Origin of the sequence: Sphingobium limneticum, assembly GCF_008710155.1 — a bacterium.
GTDB lineage: Bacteria > Pseudomonadota > Alphaproteobacteria > Sphingomonadales > Sphingomonadaceae > Sphingobium > Sphingobium limneticum.
In genome coordinates, this window is sequence record NZ_VYPZ01000004.1 from 205,415 (window position 1) to 226,377 (window position 20,963).

The window sequence follows — 20,963 nt, forward strand, 5'->3', positions numbered from 1 at the left end:
AGAACCATCCGCATAGTTTCGACACATGTCATCTGTCGAAAAATTGCACCGGTTGCACACCGGGCTGGAGGGAGAGCAGACGCAAAAAATCGGCGGCGATGGCTATGCCATCCCGCTGATAATTTGCTTCTTCCTGTGAAGAAAGTTGGTCGGGGAAAGAGGATTCGAACCTCCGGCCCCTGCCTCCCGAAGACAGTGCTCTACCAGGCTGAGCTATTCCCCGACCGATGCCGAAGCCGCTTTGTGGGCGGCCCCGTAAGGCAGGAGTGCGCCTATAGAGAGGGGTTTGTGGGCTGGCAAGCGGGCAATGACGTTTTTTTGCAATGATCGCAAAATCATCAGAGCAGCCCCGCCGCGCGGAAGCTGAAACGGGCGGGGCCGGCCTGAATGACATGGTCGGCAAGCTGCATGTCGAGCGGGCGCAGGCGGCGGGCGAGCAGGCGGGTCAGCATGATGTCGTCGGGGCGGGGCAGGGAACTGGCGCCGGCGGCGCGTTGCTGGATCAGGGCCAGCCAGCGGCCATCCGTTGCCAACAGCCGGCCGAACGTCCCGCGCCAATCGGATTGCAACGGAATGACGCCGTTCGGCCGCCAGTCCGCATCGAGCAACGCCAGCAGGAAGGTGTCGCGATCCGTCATGGCGGCAGCATGATGGAACGGGCAGGGCGCATGCCAGCACAAGTTGATCCATTATGGTGGAGTGGACATCGGCGATCGCCCAGGATTGGGGTGAGGACGATGTCGACTTATGGCCCGCCCATCCAGATTCGCATGCCCATATATCAACTGTACCGGCATCGGTACGCGGTCGATCCTGAGCGCCAAGATGTGATTCGCGCCAGGCCCAGATCGCGCCAGCCACTCTTTCACCGGCTGAAATGTGGCGGACGCTTCGCCAAAAGGGCTGCTGCCCTGCCACATTCACGCCGCCCGATGGTCAAGCGCAATCAATGGGCGTCGGGTAATCGGACGTCGGGCTGCGATTGTGCGTTTGATATCGTGTTTGCATGCGCTCTCCCTTATACAGGCGACTGTTGGTAGCGGAGGCATTTGAGTTGGTAGCGCAGAACGGGCATCCCGAGGGTCAATATCTGGACCTGATGCGACATATTCTGGAGAATGGCGACGAACGTGTCGACCGGACGGGCGTGGGTACGCGCTCAGTCTTTGGAGCGACGGCGCGATTCGACCTGTCGGACGGGACTGCGCCGATCATCACCACGAAGCGGGTCTACTGGAAGACCTCTATCAAGGAGATGCTCTGGTTCCTGAAGGGGGGCACGAACATCCAGGATCTGCTGCGCGATAATGTACGGATCTGGAGCGATTGGCCGCTCGCCACCTACCGGCGCGAGACTGGGGAAGACATCGATCAAGACGCATTTGAGCGCCGTATCGTCGAGGACGATGATTTTGCTGCGCGCTGGGGTGAATTAGGGCCTGTCTATGGCAAGCAATGGCGGCGTTGGGCCGGCCCTGACGGGCAGGAGCATGATCAGATCGCTCAACTCGTCACGACGCTCAAGGACAATCCATCTAGCCGCAGGATGTTGTTCCACGCCTGGAATGTGGCCGAGTTGGGCGAAATGGCGCTTCCCCCCTGCCACATGGTCTATCAATATCATGTCACCTCGGACGGGCGGCTGAACTGCCTGATGTTTCAGAGGTCCGTCGATGTCCTGTTGGGGCTGCCCTTCAACCTGGTGGGCGCCACGGCTCTTCAGATGATGCTGGCGCAACAGGCCGATCTGCTTCCCGGTGAGTTTGTGTGGATGGCCGGCGATGCCCATCTCTATCTGAACCACCTCGATCAGGCGCGAGAGCAACTGACGCGAGAGCCGCGGCCTTTCCCCAAAATGCGCCTGGTCCGCCGGCCTGATAGCATTGATGGCTACAGGATCGATGATTTCGAGGTCGAAGGCTATGATCCGCACGCTGCCATCAAGGCCGACGTGGCCGTCTAGCTTGTAACGCCCTGCTACATGGTCATGCTGGTGCGGCGACCGTTCGGGCTTGGGCGAGAGTTCGCTCGCATGCCCGGACGACGCATCGCCATGGATCGTCTCGGCCGTGTCGCTCGACAATTATCGCCCTGGTCGCAAAGAACCCATCGATCGCTCGAGAGTTATCCCTGCGATGAACGGACGGTCGCATCCTGCGGTCGCCAAGATCCAAAGGACATGATCGATGCCGCTCAAGGCCCTGGCGCTCAATTGCACCCTCAAGGCGGATACCGGCGAGGATAGCTCGACCGATGCCATGATCGCCGTTCTGGCAAAGGCTTTCGGGGAGAAGGATGTTTCCGTCACCGAAACCGTTCGGATCGCCGCGCTCGATATCAAGCCCGGCGTCACCTCCGATGAAGGCGATGGCGACGCCTGGCCGGCGCTGCGGGAAAAGATCCTGGCCCACGATATCCTGATCTTTGGCGGGCCCATCTGGATGGGCCAGATCAGCAGCGTCGCCAAGCGCGTGCTGGAGCGCATGGACGCTTTCCTGTCCGAGACGGACGACCAGGGACGAATGCCCAGCTATGGCAAGGTCGCGGTCGCGGCCATCGTGGGCAATGAAGACGGCGCACATTTCTCGTCGGCCCAGCTTTTCCAGGCGCTCAACGATGTCGGCTGGACCATTCCGGCGGTCGCAGCCTGCTATTGGGTCGGCGAAGCGATGGGATCGACCGACTTCAAGGATCTGAAGGACACGCCCGAAATGGTGACGAAGACCGCCAAGATGGTGGCAGGCAATGCCGCGCATCTGGCAGGTCTGCTGCAATCCAGCCCCTATCCGGGTTGAGCCGCATGGCGGGTCTGTCGGGCAGGTTTCGCGAGAATATAGTTCTATACGGCGCCCTGCTAGCTAATGTCGGAATCGCTATCGCCAAATTCGTGGCGGCGGCGATCAGCGGCTCCTCCTCCATGCTGACCGAAGGCGTGCATTCCCTGGTGGACAGCGGCAATCAGTTGTTGCTGCTTTATGGACAGGCCAAGGCGAAGCGTCCCCCCGATGCCAGCCACCCGTTCGGCTATGGGCGCGAACTGTATTTCTGGGCCTTCGTCGTTGCGATCCTCATCTTCGCGGTGGGGGCTGGTGTATCGATCTATGAAGGCTGGGTGCATATCGCCCAGCCGGAGCCGCTGCGCGATCCGACGATCAACTATGTAGTGCTGGGCGTCGCCGTGCTTCTGGAAGGGACGAGCTGGGCCATCGCCGTGCGCGAATTCAACGGGAAGCGCGGTGCGAGCAGCTGGTGGCAGTCGATTCGCCGGTCCAAGGATCCGGCAGGGTTCATCGTTCTGTTCGAGGACAGCGCGGCCCTGATCGGGCTTGGTATCGCCGGTGTCGGCGTCTGGGCCAGCCATCATTATGCCGATCCCCGCATCGACGGTGTGGCGTCGATCGCGATCGGCCTGATCCTGGCCGGTGTCGCCGCCCTGCTCGCGCGCGAGGCCAAAGGGCTGTTGATCGGCGAGAGCGCCGACCCCGCCATCGTCGCTGTTGTCTGGGCGATCCTCGACAAGCGGCCGCAGATCAGCGCGGTCAACCATGTCCGTACCATTCATACCGCGCCCGACGCCGTATTCGTAGCGATCAGTGCCGATTTCGTCGACGATTTGCCGATGGGTGAGGCGGAAAGCCTGATCGAGGATATCGAGCGCGAGATGAAAGCACGCGTGCCGGAGCTGACTTCCATCTATATCCGGCCGGAGAAACAGGCCGATGCGATCCGCCAACCGCCGCCGATCTAGCTTTTCTCGTCCGCCTCCATTGGCGGGATGAAGCTGACCTGCGCCAGTCGCCAGGCTCTATCCTCATCGTCGGGCCAATAATGTCGGGGATGGCGACATTCCGATGGTGGGTGGGTATCATGTACTTCGGCCCGGATCAGCCGCCCGGTTTCGCGCAGCCGGACGGTGGCATCGGGAAATTCCGCCTGCAACCGATCGCACACCTTCTGCGCGTCCTGGGACAGGTCCGTGCTGGACAGGGCGCGCGGCGCGCCGTCGACCAGTTCGGCGGTGGAGGAGCGTAGAGCCTTGATCCCGTCATTGAGCACATCGACTGAAATGATCGCCGCCGCGAGCGAATCCGCCCACCACCAGCCAAGGCCGAGGCCGATGATGCCGGCCAATCCCGCCGCGCCCGTCAGCCAGTTGGCCTTGTTCATCAGCGCGTCGGTATGGAGCAGCTTGTCATTGAGCTGCTTTGCCAGCGGCAATTCCTTGCGGCCGATGAACAGGGGCGGGATCAGCGAATAGATTTGCGCAGCGAGCATCAGCCAGCCGAGCCACAGATCGTGCCCCAGAATGACGATCGAGCCGACGGTCGCATGCTCCTGCGTGCCGAGCGCCATCAGCGCATTATAGAGCAACAGCGCGCCGACCGCCGTCAGCGCGACCGCCGCCACGAAAAACCCAAGCCCGTTGACCCGCTCGAAGCCGAAAGGGAAGCGGCGCGAGCGATGGCTGTGGCGCTCCATATGCGCGGCGATCAGGAACATGATCGGCGGGACGAGACCCAGCGTGTCTTCGATCCAGGCGGTCTTCATCGTCTCGCTCTGACCCAGCACCAGCCCCATCGTGACGATGATGGTGAGCGTCCAGAAGATGTTCCAATATTCAAGGCGGATCGCCCTGGCCATCGGCTCGCGCAATTCCTGCGGCAGGCTGCTCTGGCTCATTGGTCGCGTGCCTCCCGCGATATCGCGCGGCTGGCGCGCTCGACCGTCATGATCCACCGATTTTCGCCGTTACGGATCGCTGCTTTCAGCTCGATCGGCGCGTCTTTGGTGCCGCTTGTCGAAAGGGCAGGCGCGAAGGCGACGTCCGCCGCCCATGGGCTGTCCGCCGTGAAGCGGCCGATGACGAGGTCGATCCTGCCTTCGTCCAGTTGCTGGAACAGAGGCTCTCCCGAACCGCTGCGCCATTGCGCGCGCGCTTTGGTGCGCCGCTCGATTTCTTCGACAAGCCTGCCGACCTGCGGCGCGGAGCGAAGGGCGGGATCGGCCAGTGCTACGGTGAAGATGCGGTTACGCTCGATCCGTGCCGATGTGCCGGCCGGGTCGCGCGGCAGCGCGTCGCAGGCGCCGAGCAAAAGTAGCGCGAAGGCGGCTCCTCGCATCATTCGGCAGCTTCCTTGTGCGCGGGGCTTCGATCGAAGCGAGACATGGTTTCTTTCTGGATCGTTGCTAGCGAACAACGCGCGAAACGACGAAAGGGCCACATGGCATGCACAGCAGCAGCTCTAGATAGCAGCGGCCGATCGAATTTTTGCGATGGATGCGCTTGCCTTGGCCCGGATCGCTGGCAGATCTACTCGCACCAACTGGCCGTCGCGCTTGTGCGCAACGCCGTCGATCAGGACGAGCGACACATTGTCGGGGCGGGCGGCATGGGTCAGCAGCGATGGCAGATCGGCGGCGGGTGCGGTGTTCAGCGCATCCACCCGGACCGCAATGATATCGGCGCGCATGCCCGGCGCCAGCGCACCGACCTGCTGCCCCATACCCAGGCTTCGGGCGCCATCTATCGTGGCCCAGCGCAGGGCTGTCATGTCCTCCATCAACAGCGGATTGCGAGAGAGCCCGCGCGCAAGATCCGTCGACAGGCGCATCACCGAGAACATGTCTGCCTGTCCCGCCAACACCATATTGTCGACGGACAGGCCAAGCAGCAGACCCGCGGCGATCATGTCGGCTATGGGAGGCACGCCATAGCCGACCTCCAATTCGGTCCAGGGGCTGATCGACACGGGCGATCCTGCCTGTGCGACGCGATCCATGTCGGCGCGCGATGCGGCGGTCAGATGGACGAGTTGTACGTCGGCCCCCAGGCCTTCGCGCGCCGCCAGTGCCGCGATGCCGCCACTTGCGGCCGATTTCGGATCGGACGCCATATGTGTGGAGATCGGCAGCCCAAGCCGGCGAGCGACGTCCCATTCCGCCTGCCAGACAGACGGGGCCGAACGATCCGGGCCACGCGCGCAGATTCCGATGGAGACGAGATCCGATGGCGGCCGACGTGCGATCGTGGACAGATGGTCGAAGTCCATCGGCTGGTCCTTGCCGACATCTTGGGCGTAGCCATAGGCGAAGCGACCGCGAACGCCGGATCGGATCATGGCGGCGATTTCCGCATCCGCATGGGCGGGGCTGCGCACATTATGCGCCCAGTTGTGCACGGTGGTGATGCCGCTGTTCACCGCCTCGGCGAGCGCCAGATCCACGCCGATCGCGACGTCGGCAGACGTAAAATGGGGCGATATCGCGGCCATGGTCGGCATGAAGCCGCCCTTCGCGCTGCGCCATAGCCCACGCGCGGCCGTGTTCCACATATGCCAGTGGGTATCGACGAAACCGGGCATCAGGACATGGCCGGACAGATCGATCACGTCCGCATCGCCTGCAGGCAGGCCGGGACCGATCGCCTCGATCCGCCCTTGGTGGACCAGCAGGTCCGTTTTCGCGCGCGGCGTTTCGGTCATCGTCAGCAGATGATCCGCACCACGCAGCAGCAGGCGGCGAGGGGGTGCTGCTCGCGCCGGTATGGTCATCCCCCATGCAGCGGTCGCCAGCATGGCGCTTGCCTGTCTGCGGTTGATGATGGTCGACAATGGCAATCCTTTCCGGTCGGGCAAGCTCATGGTTCAGCAAAAGCGGCGGCGATCGCGTCGATCTGATCCGGCGGAATCCGGCGCGCGATGACGGCCATGCCATCTGCGGGCTTGCGCGCGTCGACCACGGTCGGATCGCCCTGCCATTGGCGCAGGCGGGCGGCGAGATAGGTGCGTTTTTGGCCGGATAGCGCAGGCGCGTCCTTGCCGGGCGCATGGCAATTGCTGCAGGCGGGAAGCTGCCGTGCAGGATCGCCTTTCGCTATGATGGGCAAGGTCGGGATGGGCCGCTGTGCAAGCCCCGGCATGGCGGCGAAATGCGCTGCCAGCCGCTGCATCTCTTCCTCGGTCAGTGTCGCAGCAGCCACCTGCATCGGCGCGCTCTTGCGAGTGCCGGACGCATAATTGCGCAGAGCCGCAAGAAGAGAGGCCGGTTTCTGGCCACCCAGCACGGGAATATCGGGCTGGCCACGACCGCGCCCGTCGCTGCCATGGCAAGAGGTGCAGGCGGCCAGCGTGCCGGGACGTGTGCCCGGCAGATCGACGGGCAAGGGTTCCTCAATCAGCGCGCGATATCGTTCCGGCGTCATGCCGGGCAGGCGGCGCACGAAACCGACCATTCGCCAGACCTCGTCATCGCGCTCCGTGGCGGGCCAGGCTGGCATGGCGGTGAATTTGACGCCGTGCCGGATGATCCAGAACAGTTCGCGATCGGTCCATTCCTGCGCGGTGACGGACAGGTCCGGGGCAGGGGGCGTGGACGCCTGCATGACGGGGGATGGCTTCACGCCCGGCGCACCGTGGCAGACCTGGCAGGCCTGACGGAAATGGCCGGCGGCGCTGACCAGGTCGCGATCGGGCGCCTGGCCTTTTGGGGTCTGGAACGTCGAATAGGTCCGCACCGAATTGCGCATGACCCAGTGCAGGAACCAGTCGGTGACTTTCCAGTGGCCCGAGGACGCCGATATCTGCATCGCGCCCGACCAGGCGAAGACCATGCCCGCCGCGAACAGGATGGCGATCGTCAGGATCACGCGTTTCCAGGTGATACGGATGGTCATGCCGGCGCGTCCTCCCTTGCCGTGAGCAATCCGGCGAGCAGGACGAGGCCGCCGATCATGTAGCTAGCGCCGCCGATGACGAGCATGATCACGCCGCCCAATTGCTGGTCGGCCAGCGTATCGAGGCCGAAATAGGTGCCGTGATGGGCGTAGAGCGGGCGCGGCGCGAGGCCGATCAGGACGCCCAGCAGGGTCATGTGCATGGAGGTCAACAGCAAGGCGCCGATGCCGGCGATCCGCTGTGGCGCATGCAGGACGGATGACCAGAGCAGCAGGCCAGCTACGAGGAAGCAGGCCTGTTCGATCGCCATGACCATCCACGATCCATGGGCGGCGGCGCGCAGGGCGGGCAGGTGCCAGAGCCAGACGGTGGCGAGTTCGACCAGCATCATCGCCATGGGAGAAACGACGTGCGGCAAACGCATCGCCGGGTCGGCGCGCGTGCCAGACATGCCAAAGGCGATCAGCGGCGCGGCGACAGCCACGGCGGTCATGTGGGCAACCATATGCCCCGTCATGCCCATGTCGCTGGCGATCAGGCCCAATGGCAGGAGCGCGAGGCCGGTGAAGAGACACACCTGCTTCACAGGCAATCTCGCAGAAAGATGACGGGTAGGGACGTGAAGAGCACGCCCACGAAGCTGAGGCACGCGAGCAACAGCGTCGATTTCGCAAGGAAGCGCTGCCGGTCGATATCCGTCGCATCCTCATGCGGCGGGCTGGCACCGGGTATGCGGCCTTGGTTCCAGGCGATCCAACCGGACAAAGCGATCAGGATGAGGGCAAGAACAGTGCCGACGACGAACAGCGTAGGGAAGGTCGCAAAGGCGCCCGCCTTCGCGCAGGATACGGCCGCCCAGAGATAGGAGAAGAGGAAATGTCCGGCCCAGATGGTCGGCGGCACGATCAGCGTCCACAGCGTGACCTTCAATCGTTCGGACCAATGGGGGCGGCGATCCTTCATGACAGGTTCGGGAACAGGCCGATGGTCGCATAGGCGACGATGGCGGTGAGGGCGAAAAAGTGCATGTAGACGGTGACGTTTCGGATGTCGGCGTCATGCTGCGGGTCCATGCGGCGGGCGATGCTGCGGGCCAGCGCGTAACTCTGCATGATCGCGGCGATGCCGGCATGGGCGACCGTCCAGACGGTGAGCGTCCACACGATCGCGGGGTAGCTATGGTTTTCCGGGTCCATGCCGTGGGTCCATGGCCCGGCAAGCCCTGCGGCGATCCCGGCGAGGCTGGTCGCTATGCCCAGCATCAGCAACAGGCGCGCGATCCCGACGTCGCCCCGCGCATGGACTTCACGCGCGGCGATGGTGGCGAGCCAGCTTGCCACGCCGAGCACCAGCGCCACCATCGGCCAGTACATGCCCGGCCCGTCCGCCATGGCCATCGGTGGGAAATCGGCATGTCGGGTCCAGAAGAAATAATAGCCGAAGACGAGGCCGGAAAAGGCGGTCGCATCCGCCATCATGGTGATGAACATCGCCCACCATCCCGGCGCGGCGGGGCCGGAGATGTAGAGCGGCAGTTCGATCCCATGGCCGATCGGCTTGCACGGCTTTTCCGGGATTTCGGCCGTGCCGGTCCACAGCCACCATATGGCGCAGGCCAATGTCGCAACGGCGCAGACAAGCGCCGCCCAGTAGAGATGATAGGTGGTCAGGATGAAGACGCCGCCAAGCGACAGGGCGGTCAGGATCGGAATGACGCTGGGCGTGCCGAGGCGGATGACCGCGAGCGGCCGGGCGTCGAGCACGGTCGTCACGATCGTCTCGCGCCGGCCTTCCTCTGCGTCGGGCAGGAAGAAGCGGCCTTCATCGACCTTCTGCACGAAATCCTTCTGGTCCCAGATCGGGTAGCGGCTTTCGATAAGTGGAATGGATCGGATGCCCCAATCCTCGTCATCGGGATGCGCCAGCCATTCGAGCGTTCCGGCGCCCCAGGGATTGCGCTGCGCCTTCGCCCGGCGGGGCGAGAGGCACAAGTCCACGCAGATCACCGCCACGCCCGCCGCGAATAGCCATGCCCCCAAGGTGGACGCCATGTTGAGGCCGCCCAGCCCGAGTTCCGCCGGATAGGTGAAAACCCGGCGCGGCATGCCCATCAGACCGGAGAAGTGCATGGGGAAGAAGGTCAGGTTCGCGCCGACGAACAGCATCCAGAAGGCGATGCGGCCGAGGCGATCGGACAGCCTCTTTCCGGTAATCAGCGGCCAATAATAATAGAGGCCCGCAAACAGCGGCAGCAATGTGCCGCCGATCAGGACATAGTGCAGGTGCGCGACGATGAAATAGGTGTCGTGCGCCTGCCAGTCGAACGGCGCGACGGCGACCATCACGCCGGTCAGGCCGCCGATGACGAAGATGGCGAGGCTGCCGGTCGCATAGAGCAAGGGCGTCGACCAGGTGACTCGGCCTGCCCATAAGGTCGCGATAAAGGCGAAGATCTGCACCGCCGTCGGGATGGCCACGGCCTCCGATGCGGCCGAGAAGAAAGCGAGGCTGATCTTGGGCAGGCCGGTCGTGAACATGTGGTGGACCCACAGGCCGAAGGACAGGAAGGCGGTGCCCACCGCCGCCAGCACGATCCACGGATAGCCCAGCAAATGGCGGTTGGAGAAGGTCGGCACCAGCATCGCGAACAGGGCAATAGAGGGCAAGAAGACGATATAGACTTCCGGATGGCCGAAGATCCAGAACAGGTGCTGCCACAGCAGCGGGTCGCCGCCCCGGCTCGCGTCGAAGAAGGGCCAGTTCAGCAGCCGCTCCATCTCGAACAATATGTCGCCCGCGATCAGTGGCGGAAAGGCGAACAGGATCATCACCGCCACCACCAGGATGTACCAGGCGTAGAGCGGCATCAGGTTCAGCCGCATGCCCGGTGGCCGGCATTTGAGGACGCCGACGATCAGTTCGACCGCAGCGGCGACCGACGACACTTCGATGAAGGATAGGCCCAACATCCAGATGTCGGCGCCAAGGCCGGACAGGTCCGTCCGCGTGGTGAGCGGGGGATACATGAACCAGCCACCATCGGGCGCGGCATTGAAGAAAATGGAGCCGCCCACGAACACGCCGCCCAGAAGGAAGGACCAGTAGCCAAAGGCGGAGAGGCGCGGAAAGGGGAGGTCGCGCGCGCCCAGAAGCTGAGGCAGCAGGATGATCGACACCGCCTCGAACATCGGCACGGCGAATAGGAACATCATCATCGAGCCGTGCAGCGTGAACAGCTGGTTGAACGTGCCTGCGCTCACCAGATCATTGTCCGGCACGGCCAGTTGCGTGCGCATGATGAGCGCCAGCACGCCGGCGAACAGCATGAACGCAAAGGCGGTCAGCACATACCAGACGCCGACCCGATTATTGTTGCAGTCGGTCCAGCGCAGGAACAGGCCGCTGGGCGGCTTCCATACCGCGCGGAGCCGGTCTTCCTGTGCGGCGCGGAGCGCGGGATCGTCCTGATCGTGCAGGCTCATCGCATGCCCTTGAGATAATGGGCGATGGCGCGGGCTTCCTCTTGGCTGAGTTGCGGATAAGCAGGCATGCGCACGCCGGGCTTGCTGGCCTGCGGCGCGCGGATGAAGGTGGCGATATTGTCGATGGTGGGAGGCAATATGCCCGCGCCCAGCGTCCGCCGCTCGCCGAAGCGGCTGAGGTCGGGGCCGATGGTGCCGGCATGGGGCGTGCCCCGGACGCCATGGCAGGCGCCGCATCCCTGGGCATCGAACAGGGCGCGGCCGGGCGTGGCGACAGCTGGAATTGGCCCGATGGCACGGGCGTCGGCCATCCATGTGTCGAAGGCTGCCGGCTCCATCGCGATCACGTCGAACGCCATGAGCGCATGGCTGAGGCCGCAAAACTCCGCGCATACGCCGCGATATCGTCCCGGCTTCTCGGCTTTCACCACCAGCCGGTTGGTGCGGCCGGGGATCATGTCCATCTTGCCGGCAAGACCAGGGATCCAGAAACTGTGGATCACGTCGGTCGCGCCAAGTTCGAACAGCACCGTACGACCGACAGGCAGGCGGATCTCATTGGCGGAGAGGAGCGGCGTGGCTTCGCTCGGCGGTCGATAGGCGACCCGCCACCAAAATTGTTCGCCCTCTACCCGGATGACGAGATCGGCAGCGCTGGCGGGGCGCGGCCGCATCGCGGGCAGGGCGTAGAGCAATAGCGCCGTCAGGATCAGCGTTGGTCCGATCGCGCCGACCCACAGGATCATGCGCATACCCTGATGATGGTCCAGGCTATGTTCGGGCGCGCGGACGGCGCGGATGTAGAGCATGGTCGTGATCGCGAGGATGACGACCGCTCCGACGGTCAGCACGATGGCGATATGCCGGATATCGCGTGCGTCTGCACCAAAGACGGACAGGGTCGATTGCTGCGCGTTGCAACCGCTCAGGCATAGGAGCGCGATAATGAGAGTGCAGGCGCGTGCCATCGTCTGGCTGAAGTCCCCCGATTGCGGCTGTAATCCTTCCAACCCGCAAAAGCGCTGGAGGTTCAAACATTTCTGCACCGCAATAAAGTGCGGACAATCATGCCCTATCCATTTCGCAACCGGAACCGATGCCGTGCCGGGATGTTCTTACATTAACTATTCACGAAGGGGATCATATGTCGGACGCCATCTCGACGCAGGACGCACCTGCCAGCCTGACCGACTCGGCCTTCAAGGGCGAGCTTAGCCGTGTGATCCCCCAATTGCGTGCTTTTGCCCGCAGCCTTTGCGGTAATCACGATCTGGCCGACGACCTTGTCCAGGAAACGATGCTCAAGGCATGGGCGGCGCGGGACCGCTATATGGCCGGCACGAACTTCCGCGCCTGGTCCTTCACGATCCTGCGCAACCATTATTTCAGCCTGACCCGTCGCCTCCGCTTCACCGGGGAGTGGGATGATCTGGTAGCGGACCGTGTTCTGGCTGCGCCGGCTTCGCAAGACACCAGCATCCAGTTGCGCGACCTGATGCGTGCGCTCATGCAACTACCCGAACCGCAGCGCGAGGCCCTGATCCTCGTCGGTGCTGGCGGGATTTCCTACGAAGAGACGGCCGATATCACGGGTGTCGCCGTCGGGACGGTCAAGAGCCGGGTTGCGCGGGCGCGCGCGGCGCTGGAAGCCCTGATGAACGGCGGCGTTCTGGAAATCGCGCGCAGCGACTTCGACGTTACGGAAGATGCGGTCGTCAGCATTTTTGCCTATCTCGACAGGATCCAGACCCGCCAGGCGGGGCGACCGGGTGTGTCGGGCCTGCTGGCACTGGCCGCCTGATCGGATGACGAGGCGAAGCACGATCCAGCCCGGCTTCGTTTCTTCGATCCGTCAAAGCCGTAGTCGATGACGTCTGACCCGGATCAGCCTTCGGCGGATGATCCCAGCGTCCCTGACGATGCTCTGTCGCCCGATGAGGCACAGGATGTCCTGCGGCGTCAGGCCAGTTCCCATATGGTCGTGCATGAAGCCGTGCGGCTTCAGGGCGAAGAGGAACTGGCGCGGCCGGTCGTCGCCCTTCTGCTGTCTGGGCTCGCCGCGGGCCTCGCCATCACCATATCCTTTCTGGCCGAACTCTATCTGCGCATGCGCCTGCCGGACGAGCATTGGGCCGAACTCGTCTATCTGCTGGGCTATCCCGTCGGCTATGTGATCGTCATCATGGGGCGGCTTCAGCTGTTCACAGAAAGCACCGTCACCGCTGTGCTGCCCGTTGCGGCGCGGCCCAGCATCACCGGCTTGGCGAAGCTTGCAAGGCTATGGTCCATCGTATTGACCGCAAATCTGATCGGTGTGCTGATCGTGGTCGCGCTGATGGCGGGTGAGGTCATCATTACCCATGAGCAGCGGCTCGTCGCGATCGATATCCTTCAGAAGCTTCCCGCGCAGGGCGGCATCAAGACGCTGACGCTGGGTATTCCGGCCGGCTTCCTCATGGCGTCCATCGCCTGGCTTCTGCCCAATGCCAAAGGCAGCGAGTTCTGGGTCATTTCGCTGCTGACATATGTCATCGCGCTCGGTGGTTTCAGCCATGTCGTGACCGGCTTTTCGCAGACGGCCTTTCTCTGGCTGAATGGTCTCATGACCCTGACGGAGATGCTGCGCGACTTTCTTTTGCCCGCGCTCGTCGGCAACATTATCGGCGGCACGGGGCTGTTCGCCGTGCTGGCACATGGCCAGATGCGGGGCGACAGCGAAGCGGCGGAAGACAAGCGCTGAGAGGCGACGTCCCGCTCGCCTGCGCTTGAGATTGTCATTCCTGAAAATAGACCTGGGTTGCGGTACTGGTCATCTGCGCGAGGCGCGCGGCATCCCAGTTGCTCAACCGGACGCAGCCATGGCTTTGCGAGCGTCCTATCCGGGCCGGTTCCGGCGTTCCGTGAATGCCATAATGGGGTTTGTTGAGGTCGATCCAGACCACGCCGACGGGGTTGTTGGGGCCGGGCGGTAATACGGCTTTCCCGTCGCTTTCGGCCGCGTCCCAGAACAGATCCGGATTATAATGATAGGTCGGAAGAAAGGCGATGGCGTCTATGCTCCATTTGCCGATCGGCAGGGGATCATGCGCGCTGCCTGTGGTCGCGGGAAATTGCGCAACCAGGCGATCCTGGCTGTCATAGACTTTGAGCAAGCTTTCGGATTTGTCGACGACGATCTTCGCCGCCTGGGGTTGCCGTGCGCCGATGTTGAGGGTGGCGAGCGTGTCGCGCCATTGCGGTGACAGGCTGACGTCATAGGCGCGATCGGCCGGGATGAGGCTGGGCAGTCGCAATTCCATACCGGCCTGTGGCGCCCTTAGTGCCGGATTGAGCGCGAGCAGAAGTTGCGGCGTCGTATGGAAGCGCTCGGCCAGTCGTTCCACGATATCGCGATATCCCAGATGGGGCAGCGCGGCCTGATCTACGATCTTGGGAGGGATGTCGGGTGTGAAGTCAGCGGTAAGCGCATCGTCCTTCAGCACCATGGTCATGAGCGCGGGGGCGGCATCCTTGTCCAGGGCAGCGCGCGTGCCGCCGTCAAGCTCTCCAGATTGCGGCAGTCCCTGGGCGGCCTGATACCCCTTCAAAGCTGCTGCGAAGAAGCGACCCTTTCGCCCGTCGATGACCCCAGGGCCAAAGCCCGCCCGGTCTAGCTGGACCTGAGCGCGAAATATGGCGGCGTCGATATTCGCGGGCAAGGACGCGGCGTGCGTCGCTTCAGCCGTTTTGGAGGATTGCCCGGCTGCTTGGGTCGACACAAGACCAGCGGTGGCCAAAATCAGACAATGCCATGGAACCCGTCTTTTCATTCGGTAAATGCACCCTATATCTCAGTGAGATAAGCAACGCGCGGGTGCGGCTTTATCTCCCTGACGCGATTTCGGGACGAACGACTTACATGATGATGGATAGACGGGCGGTGCTGCTGGGCGCCGCCGCTTGTGGTGCATCGCAGCTTTTTCCTGCCACCACATGGGCCGCTCTGCCCGAGAGGCGCCTGTTGTTTCGCAATGCGCACAATGGGGAGAAGGTGGATGTCTGCTATTATTCCGGTGGACGGCTGCGCGCTTCGGGCATTGCAGAGCTCAATCACTTCCTGCGCGATTGGCGTACCGGCGAAGTGACCCGCATGGACACCGATCTGTTCGACACGCTGGTGCAGTTGCATGCGGCGACCGGGGCGGACAAGCGAGCCTATTTTACGCTCATTTCCGGCTATCGATCACCCAAGACCAACGCGCGGCTGCATCGCGACAGTCATGGCGTTGCGTCCAAGAGCCAGCATATGCGGGGCAAGGCGGTGGACATCCAACTGCGTAATGTCCGCCTTGCCAGCCTTCAGAAAGCGGCGCTTTCTTTGAAGGCTGGCGGCGTCGGCTATTATCCCGATGACGGGTTCGTCCATGTCGATACGGGGCCGGTGCGTCGCTGGAACGGCAATTAGGGTTCGGCTTTAGTCGGCCATCACGGACCGATGTCGGAGCCGGCGCCGCGCAGCCGCGCACCGCTGCCGGCCTTGAAGCCGAGCGCGACCGAAATTCGGTCGTTCCAGCCATAGGGGTCGGCGCGCACCACCGGTTCACCCTGATCATCGAACAGGACGGTCTGGTACAGCATGCGAACCGGTATCTCGCGGGGTAAGGGGACGAAGCTTTCCTTCCCCGTCGCACGGGCCTTGTTCCATTCGTCCAGGATCCCGGCGTCCTGCGCCAGCATCGCGGCGAAGCCCTCCGCATCCTCGACCCGGACGCAGCCATGGCTGCGCTGGCGCTGCACCTGCGCAAACAACTGCTTCGCTGGGGTATCGTGCAGATAAATCTGATGCTCGTTTTTCATGTCGAACTTGACGAGGCCAAGCGAGTTTTTCGGTCCGGGCTGCTGGACGATCCATCCGTCCTTTCGCACCATATTGTTGCGCCGCAGATAGGCCGCGCCCTTGCCGGCAATTTCCTTTCGCTCGATCGAGCGGGGGACTGTCCAGGTCGGGTTCGCCACCAGGCGATAGATGGGCGATCCCAACTGCGGCGTTTCCGTGTCGGGCTCACCGACCACGACCTTGCGGACATTGGCGAGCTTGCCATCGCGCCAGTAGCTGAGCCGCGCGGCGGCCAGATTGACGTCGATCCGCGTGGCGGGCGGAGTGCGATCGAGCCAGCGCGTGCGCTCCATGGCGACGGCGATGGCCCGTGCGCGGTCGGCATCGGACAGGTTAAGGATTTCCAACGCCTGGTTGCCGATCGAGCCGTCCGGCTTGATGCCGAAGTCCTGCTGCATCCGCTTGACAGCCTGCACCATCGGCTCGCTATAGCGCTCGCCGCCCGCCTGCCCCTTGTCGAGATAGTCGGACGCGACCAGTTGCCGCGCGATGGCAGGCACGCGGCTATCGCTCTGTCCCGGTTCGATGGCCTTGCTCGTGGCGGGAATGGCTGCGGCGGGTGCCTTGGCTTGGCGGGTCAGCACGAGATAGGCTTTCGACAGCGCCCTATATTCGTCGCTTTGGGGAGCGAGGCTCTCCAGCCAGTCTGACAGCTTGCCCTCGGCCATCGCCTTGGCAAGGCCTGCGCGCAGATCGGGGTTGGGGCGCGCGACGGTGTAGACGTCGTAAAGCTTCGTCGGATCAGTAGCGCCATGGGCCAAGGCTGCAGCATAACGTAGCGCGACCTCCGTCTGCGCCTCTGGCCCGTTATCCTTCGCATCGAAATTCAGATGGTCCAGACCATGCTGGGCACGACGATCGATCGCTTCACGCAACTGGCGCAGATTGGCGTCCGTCCACTGCGCCTCGCCAGCCGGGGCCGTGCTGTTCTGGGTCGCTACATTGTCGCAGGCGACGAGGGGGAGGGACAGGGCAAATATCGAACCAGCAATCAGAAGTCGGCGCACATCATATCCCTTTTCACGTCAGATATGGTCAACGCGCCACGGCGCTTTGCGCTCCGTCATGCCGCCTTATCAGGGCGATGCGGGACCATGATCAATGTCCTTCCTTCGACGCGCCAGGAAGCCAACTGCGACAGGAAATTCATGCCCAATATGTCGATCGGGCCGAGGGCTGGGGATATGACCGTTTTCAGGTTGCGCGCCTCGATCGTGCCGACGGTGAGCCGGTCGATCGAGCCGGTTTCCGCGCGCACGGCGCCATTGGCCGTTTGCAGGATCACGGGCATCAGGCCGGCCCCCTTGTCCACATCGGCCTCCGCCGCGGTTTTTTCGGAAATCGCCGATATGGTCGCGCCGCTGTCGATCAACATGCGCCGTTGGATGCCATTGATCGACACGCGTGCCCAGAAATGTCCGTCAGGGCTCATGGCGATGCGCACATCCCGGCCCGTCACGCGTTGATCGTCGAGGCCAAGTTGCGACTTTATCCGCGAGAGCGTGGGATCGAATGGTGCCTGCTGAAACAGAAAGAAGAGGCAGAGCGCGAGCATCCCGACCGAGAACAAAGCGCGGAAGATGCGGCCGACGAACGGAATGTTGAACAGGATGATGAGGATGATGGCAGCACCGACGGCATAGATCGCCAGTTGCTGCCATTCGGGATTGGCGCTGATCTCGACCGGCCCGCGCCAGCGCAGGGCTGCGATCATCGTGCAGGCGCGGGACGGGCGGGGGCTACCCGCCAGACGGTGTTCGACAGGTCGTCGGCCACGATGAGGCTCCCGCGCGACGGATCATAAGTCACGCCGACCGGGCGGCCGCGCGCATGGCCATGCTTGATGAAGCCGGTCAGGAAATCGACAGGCTTTCCTGCCGGCCGACCATTGGCGAACGGCACCCAGACGACCTTGTAGCCCGACAGATCCTGCCGGTTCCAGCTGCCATGCTGCCCGATAAAGGCACCCTGTGCGAACGACGGACCAAGGCCGGCCCCGGTCACGAAACTGAGGCCGAGGGCCGCAACATGAGAGCCCAGAGCATAATCCGGACGGATCGCCTTTTCGACCATCTTGGGGTTCTGGGGGTGGACGCGCGGATCGACATGGCGGCCCCAATAGCTGTAGGGCCAACCGTAGAAGCCGCCGGGACGCACGGACGTCAGATAGTCCGGGACGAGCTGCGGCCCCAGTTCGTCCCGCTCGTTCACGACCGACCAGAGCGCCTGCGTCTGCGGATTGATGGCAAGGGCGGTGGGATTGCGGATACCGCTGGCAAAAGTGCGATGCGCGCCGGTCGCGCGGTCGATTTCCCAGATGACGGCGCGATCCTCTTCGACCGCCATCCCGCGCTCGCCCACATTGCTGTTGGATCCGATGCCGACATAGAGTTTCGTGCCATCCGCGCTCGCGGTCAGCGCCTTGGTCCAATGATGGTTGAGGCGGGATGGGAGCGTGGTGACTTCCTGACCGGGCGTGGCGATCCGCGTCATGCCGTCACGATAGGGGAAGCGCAGCAGGGCATCCTGATTGGCGACGTACAGGCTGCCGTCCACGAAAGCGAGGCCGTAGGGCGCATTGAGGCCATCGATGAAGGTGGTGCGCACCTCCGCCTTGCCGTCACCATCCGCGTCGCGGAGCAGCGTGATGCGATTGCCGCCCTTGACCGGCGTCTTGCCCATGCTCTTGATATAGCCGGCGATCACATCCTTGGGGCGCATGGGCGGCGCGCTGCCGCCTGACCCTTCTGCCACCAGAATGTCGCCATTGGGCAGGACGAGCGTCTGGCGTGGTATTTTGAGGTCGGTCGCCAGTGCGGTCACGGTAAAGCCTTGCGGCGCGGTCGGGCTTTCGCCACCCCACCCCTCTGGCGTGGCGATCCTGATCGGCGGCACCAGCGTCTGGCGCTGTTCCGGCAGGTCGGGATTGGCGCCGGTCTGATCGAGTCCGGGCTGGCTGTTGCCGCAGCCGGCAAGCGCGAGGGCGAAGATGGCGGCGCAAAGGCTGCGCGGGCGAGCGATGCTCATCAAGCAATCTCCCTGACGGTGCGGTGAGCGACCCAACTGGCCGACAGGGCGAAGACCATGCTGATGATCGACAGGATGAGGCCGGTGACGTCGACCGAACTCCAGGCGTCCTGACTATGCTGAAACGCGTTTATCAGGCCCGCAATCCACATGATGGCGATCAGCAGCGCGTAGATCAGAGACGGCTGCCGATGAGTACGGCGCCGGGCGCCGATCGCCAGAATGATGCTCCAGATCAGCACCAAACCGCCACCCAGCAGGGCGCCCACGATCAACCATGAGGAGAAATTGGTCCACTGGATTTCCGCGGTCTGAAGATAGGTGATGTCGGTCAGCAGCGCGACCGTGAACAGCGCCACCGGAAAAGCGAGGAGCAGGCCGTGCAAGGGATGCAGCAAGGGCCTGACGCCCGTAGGTCTATTGGGCAAGGATGCTCTCCTGCACGAAGGGGAATAGGGGGGTAATGCGCCGGCTGCTCAAATGGTTGCGCGCCACTGACGCATCGCAGCAGGCCGTCATCTGTGGCAATTAGCGAAGGCAGTCCCCATCTCCGGCCAAATGGAGGAATTGATGGCGATCGCCGAAAACATGGACGCACGGGTTTCGGACACAGGCAGTGCCCGGAAGGAGGGGGTGGCTTGACCAGCCTTGCCGAGACGATCGGGTATATCGGGTTGCTCGAAGACGAGGATATCGAGTTGGACAGCGCCGCGCTGGCGCTCAGTTCGCTCGATCATGAAGGGCGGGATCTTGAGCCCTATCTGGATCAACTGCGCCACATCAGCGAAGCGGTCGAGGCTGCGTGCGAACAGCGCCTCGACGAAGATCTGGCGTCTGGCGAAGCGCAGGGCGCGTTGCTTGCAGAGGTGATTGGCGAGACTCTGGGTTTTGCCGGCGATCGCGACAGCTATGACGCACCGCTCAATGCCGACATGATCCGGGTTCTCGACCGGCGCCGCGGTTTGCCGGTCAGCCTCTCCATCCTGTACGTGGCGGCTGCGCGCCGCATGGGCTGGCGATCGGACGCGCTCAATACGCCTAGCCATGTGCTGGTGAGCATAGGGCCTGAGGGCGCGCCGGCCCTGATCGATCCGTTCAACGGCGGCCGGCTGGTCACGCCCGAGCAGTTGCTCGCCTTGCTCGAACAAGTGTCGGGTGCTGGCGGTTGGCCGAGCGAGGTGCATGTCGCCCCCATGTCGAACCGGATGACGCTCGTGCGCCTGCTCCTCAATCAGGCCAGCCGCGCAGAGCAGGCGGGCGACACGATTCGCGCCAAGGCGCTGTACGAGCGCATGACCGTGATGGCGCCCGATCATGACGCGGGCTGGTGGGAATTGGCGCGGCTTCAACTCGTCCATCGCGAAGTCGATGCGGCGCGAGCCAGCCTGGGGGCGATGCTGGAAGTGACTCGGGATACCGAGCGCCGCGCCCACATCCATGCCGCGCTGGCTCAGTTGACGACGGGCGGTTGATCGAAAAAACAGGGTCGATGAGGCATTAAGGCTTTTTTGCCGGGAACCGCAAAGCGGGCCGCTGGTTATTGAAGCTGTCGGACGCATCATTTTGCCCCCCGCTCGATCCGTCCGACCTCCATAGAGGCCCCGCCATCCCCCCGGCGGGGCCTCCTTCTTTTGGGGCAAAAGGGTCAGCCAGCATCCGCATCACTGTAGGCGCAGATGAACAGGCTTCCATCCGGCATACCGAAATTGCGGATCAATCGGTGGCCTTCGCGTATTTTCATTTATCGCATCGAAGATTTCGAAGTGAGCGATTACGCGCCGCTGACCCATATTTCCGCGGCGATCATTGTCCGACAGCCGTCAACGAGACAGCGAGTTGGACAGTCGATCGCATAGAAGACAGGAAAAATGGGTAAGGAAGGCTTGCCTTTCGTGGTGTTGTAAT

Annotated in this window: 22 protein-coding genes and 1 tRNA gene; 8 read left to right on the plus strand and 15 right to left on the minus strand. The window is 63.4% G+C overall.

Annotation, left to right across the window (positions count from 1 at the left end; genetic code table 11):
• Nucleotides 1-146: 146 nt before the first annotated feature.
• Nucleotides 147-223, minus strand: a tRNA-Pro gene (locus F4U94_RS07215).
• A 115-nt stretch (nt 224-338) separates the two neighbouring features.
• Nucleotides 339-638 (minus strand): hypothetical protein, encoded by a 300-nt coding sequence (locus F4U94_RS07220; RefSeq protein ID WP_120250265.1) that lies wholly within the window; start codon nt 636-638, stop codon nt 339-341.
• 368 nt (nt 639-1,006) lie between these two features.
• Here F4U94_RS07220 and F4U94_RS07225 point away from each other — a divergent pair, with 368 nt between their 5' ends.
• The 3 genes from F4U94_RS07225 to F4U94_RS07235 all read left to right on the plus strand — a co-directional run bounded on the left by F4U94_RS07225 (nt 1,007) and on the right by F4U94_RS07235 (nt 3,748).
• Nucleotides 1,007-1,963, plus strand: a complete 957-nt coding sequence (locus tag F4U94_RS07225; protein WP_120250264.1) for a thymidylate synthase — start codon at nt 1,007-1,009, stop codon at nt 1,961-1,963.
• Nucleotides 1,964-2,186: 223 nt separating this feature from the next.
• Entirely contained in the window at nt 2,187-2,795 is a 609-nt protein-coding gene (locus tag F4U94_RS07230; RefSeq protein WP_120250263.1) for a flavodoxin family protein, read from the plus strand.
• A gap of 5 nt (nt 2,796-2,800) precedes the next feature.
• A complete protein-coding gene (locus F4U94_RS07235; RefSeq protein WP_120250262.1) occupies nt 2,801-3,748 on the plus strand; it encodes a cation diffusion facilitator family transporter in 948 nt (315 codons plus the stop codon).
• Here the strand turns inward: F4U94_RS07235 and F4U94_RS07240 are convergent.
• From F4U94_RS07240 to coxB, 8 genes are all read right to left on the minus strand, one after another.
• On the minus strand, nt 3,745-4,680 hold the full coding sequence (locus F4U94_RS07240) for a cation efflux transmembrane domain-containing protein (protein ID WP_120250261.1): 936 nt from the start codon (nt 4,678-4,680) through the stop codon (nt 3,745-3,747). The genes F4U94_RS07235 and F4U94_RS07240 overlap by 4 nt on opposite strands.
• The gene (locus F4U94_RS07245; protein ID WP_120250260.1) at nt 4,677-5,123 is read right to left on the minus strand and encodes a type 2 periplasmic-binding domain-containing protein; all 447 of its coding nucleotides are present in this window, start codon (nt 5,121-5,123) and stop codon (nt 4,677-4,679) included. The genes F4U94_RS07240 and F4U94_RS07245 overlap by 4 nt, the downstream gene beginning before the upstream one ends.
• Nucleotides 5,124-5,243: 120 nt before the next feature.
• Entirely contained in the window at nt 5,244-6,641 is a 1,398-nt protein-coding gene (locus tag F4U94_RS07250; RefSeq protein ID WP_120250259.1) for an amidohydrolase family protein, read from the minus strand.
• Complete coding sequence (locus F4U94_RS07255; protein WP_150411880.1) at nt 6,638-7,672, minus strand: c-type cytochrome; 1,035 nt, start codon at nt 7,670-7,672, stop codon at nt 6,638-6,640. The genes F4U94_RS07250 and F4U94_RS07255 overlap by 4 nt, the downstream gene beginning before the upstream one ends.
• Complete coding sequence (locus tag F4U94_RS07260; protein ID WP_120250257.1) at nt 7,669-8,259, minus strand: cytochrome c oxidase assembly protein; 591 nt, start codon at nt 8,257-8,259, stop codon at nt 7,669-7,671. Before F4U94_RS07260 ends, F4U94_RS07255 begins: the two co-directional genes overlap by 4 nt.
• Nucleotides 8,256-8,636, minus strand: a complete 381-nt coding sequence (locus F4U94_RS07265) for a hypothetical protein (RefSeq protein ID WP_120250256.1) — start codon at nt 8,634-8,636, stop codon at nt 8,256-8,258. The genes F4U94_RS07260 and F4U94_RS07265 overlap by 4 nt, the downstream gene beginning before the upstream one ends.
• Nucleotides 8,633-11,155 (minus strand): cytochrome c oxidase subunit I, encoded by a 2,523-nt coding sequence (gene ctaD / locus F4U94_RS07270; RefSeq protein WP_120250255.1) that lies wholly within the window; start codon nt 11,153-11,155, stop codon nt 8,633-8,635. Before ctaD ends, F4U94_RS07265 begins: the two co-directional genes overlap by 4 nt.
• Nucleotides 11,152-12,123, minus strand: coding sequence for a cytochrome c oxidase subunit II (gene coxB / locus F4U94_RS07275; protein ID WP_120250254.1), 972 nt, complete (start codon nt 12,121-12,123; stop codon nt 11,152-11,154). The genes ctaD and coxB overlap by 4 nt, the downstream gene beginning before the upstream one ends.
• A 176-nt stretch (nt 12,124-12,299) precedes the next feature.
• Here coxB and F4U94_RS07280 point away from each other — a divergent pair, with 176 nt between their 5' ends.
• The gene (locus F4U94_RS07280) at nt 12,300-12,956 is read left to right on the plus strand and encodes a sigma-70 family RNA polymerase sigma factor (RefSeq protein ID WP_120250253.1); all 657 of its coding nucleotides are present in this window, start codon (nt 12,300-12,302) and stop codon (nt 12,954-12,956) included.
• Between the two features lie 66 nt (nt 12,957-13,022).
• The gene (locus F4U94_RS07285; protein ID WP_120250252.1) at nt 13,023-13,895 is read left to right on the plus strand and encodes a formate/nitrite transporter family protein; all 873 of its coding nucleotides are present in this window, start codon (nt 13,023-13,025) and stop codon (nt 13,893-13,895) included.
• Nucleotides 13,896-13,929: 34 nt separating this feature from the next.
• On the opposite strand, the gene F4U94_RS07290 is transcribed toward F4U94_RS07285, so the two are convergent.
• Nucleotides 13,930-14,913, minus strand: a complete 984-nt coding sequence (locus F4U94_RS07290; RefSeq protein ID WP_249042034.1) for a L,D-transpeptidase family protein — start codon at nt 14,911-14,913, stop codon at nt 13,930-13,932.
• A 140-nt stretch (nt 14,914-15,053) separates the two neighbouring features.
• Here F4U94_RS07290 and mepK point away from each other — a divergent pair, with 140 nt between their 5' ends.
• Nucleotides 15,054-15,599, plus strand: a complete 546-nt coding sequence (gene mepK, locus F4U94_RS07295) for a peptidoglycan L,D-endopeptidase MepK (protein ID WP_120250250.1) — start codon at nt 15,054-15,056, stop codon at nt 15,597-15,599.
• 20 nt (nt 15,600-15,619) lie between these two features.
• On the opposite strand, the gene F4U94_RS07300 is transcribed toward mepK, so the two are convergent.
• From F4U94_RS07300 to F4U94_RS07315, 4 genes are read right to left on the minus strand one after another with little or no spacing between them, the layout of a single operon-like run.
• Nucleotides 15,620-17,038, minus strand: a complete 1,419-nt coding sequence (locus F4U94_RS07300) for a L,D-transpeptidase family protein (RefSeq protein WP_120250249.1) — start codon at nt 17,036-17,038, stop codon at nt 15,620-15,622.
• Nucleotides 17,039-17,094: 56 nt separating this feature from the next.
• Nucleotides 17,095-17,745 carry a retropepsin-like aspartic protease family protein gene (locus tag F4U94_RS07305; RefSeq protein WP_120250248.1) on the minus strand — a complete coding sequence of 217 codons (651 nt, stop codon included), beginning with the start codon at nt 17,743-17,745 and terminating at the stop codon, nt 17,095-17,097.
• A complete protein-coding gene (locus F4U94_RS07310) occupies nt 17,742-19,058 on the minus strand; it encodes a PQQ-dependent sugar dehydrogenase (protein WP_120250247.1) in 1,317 nt (438 codons plus the stop codon). Before F4U94_RS07310 ends, F4U94_RS07305 begins: the two co-directional genes overlap by 4 nt.
• The gene (locus tag F4U94_RS07315; RefSeq protein WP_120250246.1) at nt 19,058-19,486 is read right to left on the minus strand and encodes a DUF2231 domain-containing protein; all 429 of its coding nucleotides are present in this window, start codon (nt 19,484-19,486) and stop codon (nt 19,058-19,060) included. The genes F4U94_RS07310 and F4U94_RS07315 overlap by 1 nt, the downstream gene beginning before the upstream one ends.
• A gap of 210 nt (nt 19,487-19,696) precedes the next feature.
• Between F4U94_RS07315 and F4U94_RS07320 the strand changes: the two genes are divergently transcribed.
• Nucleotides 19,697-20,530: a SirB1 family protein gene (locus F4U94_RS07320; RefSeq protein ID WP_120250245.1), complete on the plus strand. Its 834-nt coding sequence runs from the start codon at nt 19,697-19,699 to the stop codon at nt 20,528-20,530.
• A gap of 204 nt (nt 20,531-20,734) precedes the next feature.
• A complete protein-coding gene (locus F4U94_RS25445) occupies nt 20,735-20,914 on the plus strand; it encodes a hypothetical protein (protein ID WP_331852619.1) in 180 nt (59 codons plus the stop codon).
• The last annotated feature ends 49 nt before the right edge of the window (nt 20,915-20,963 follow it).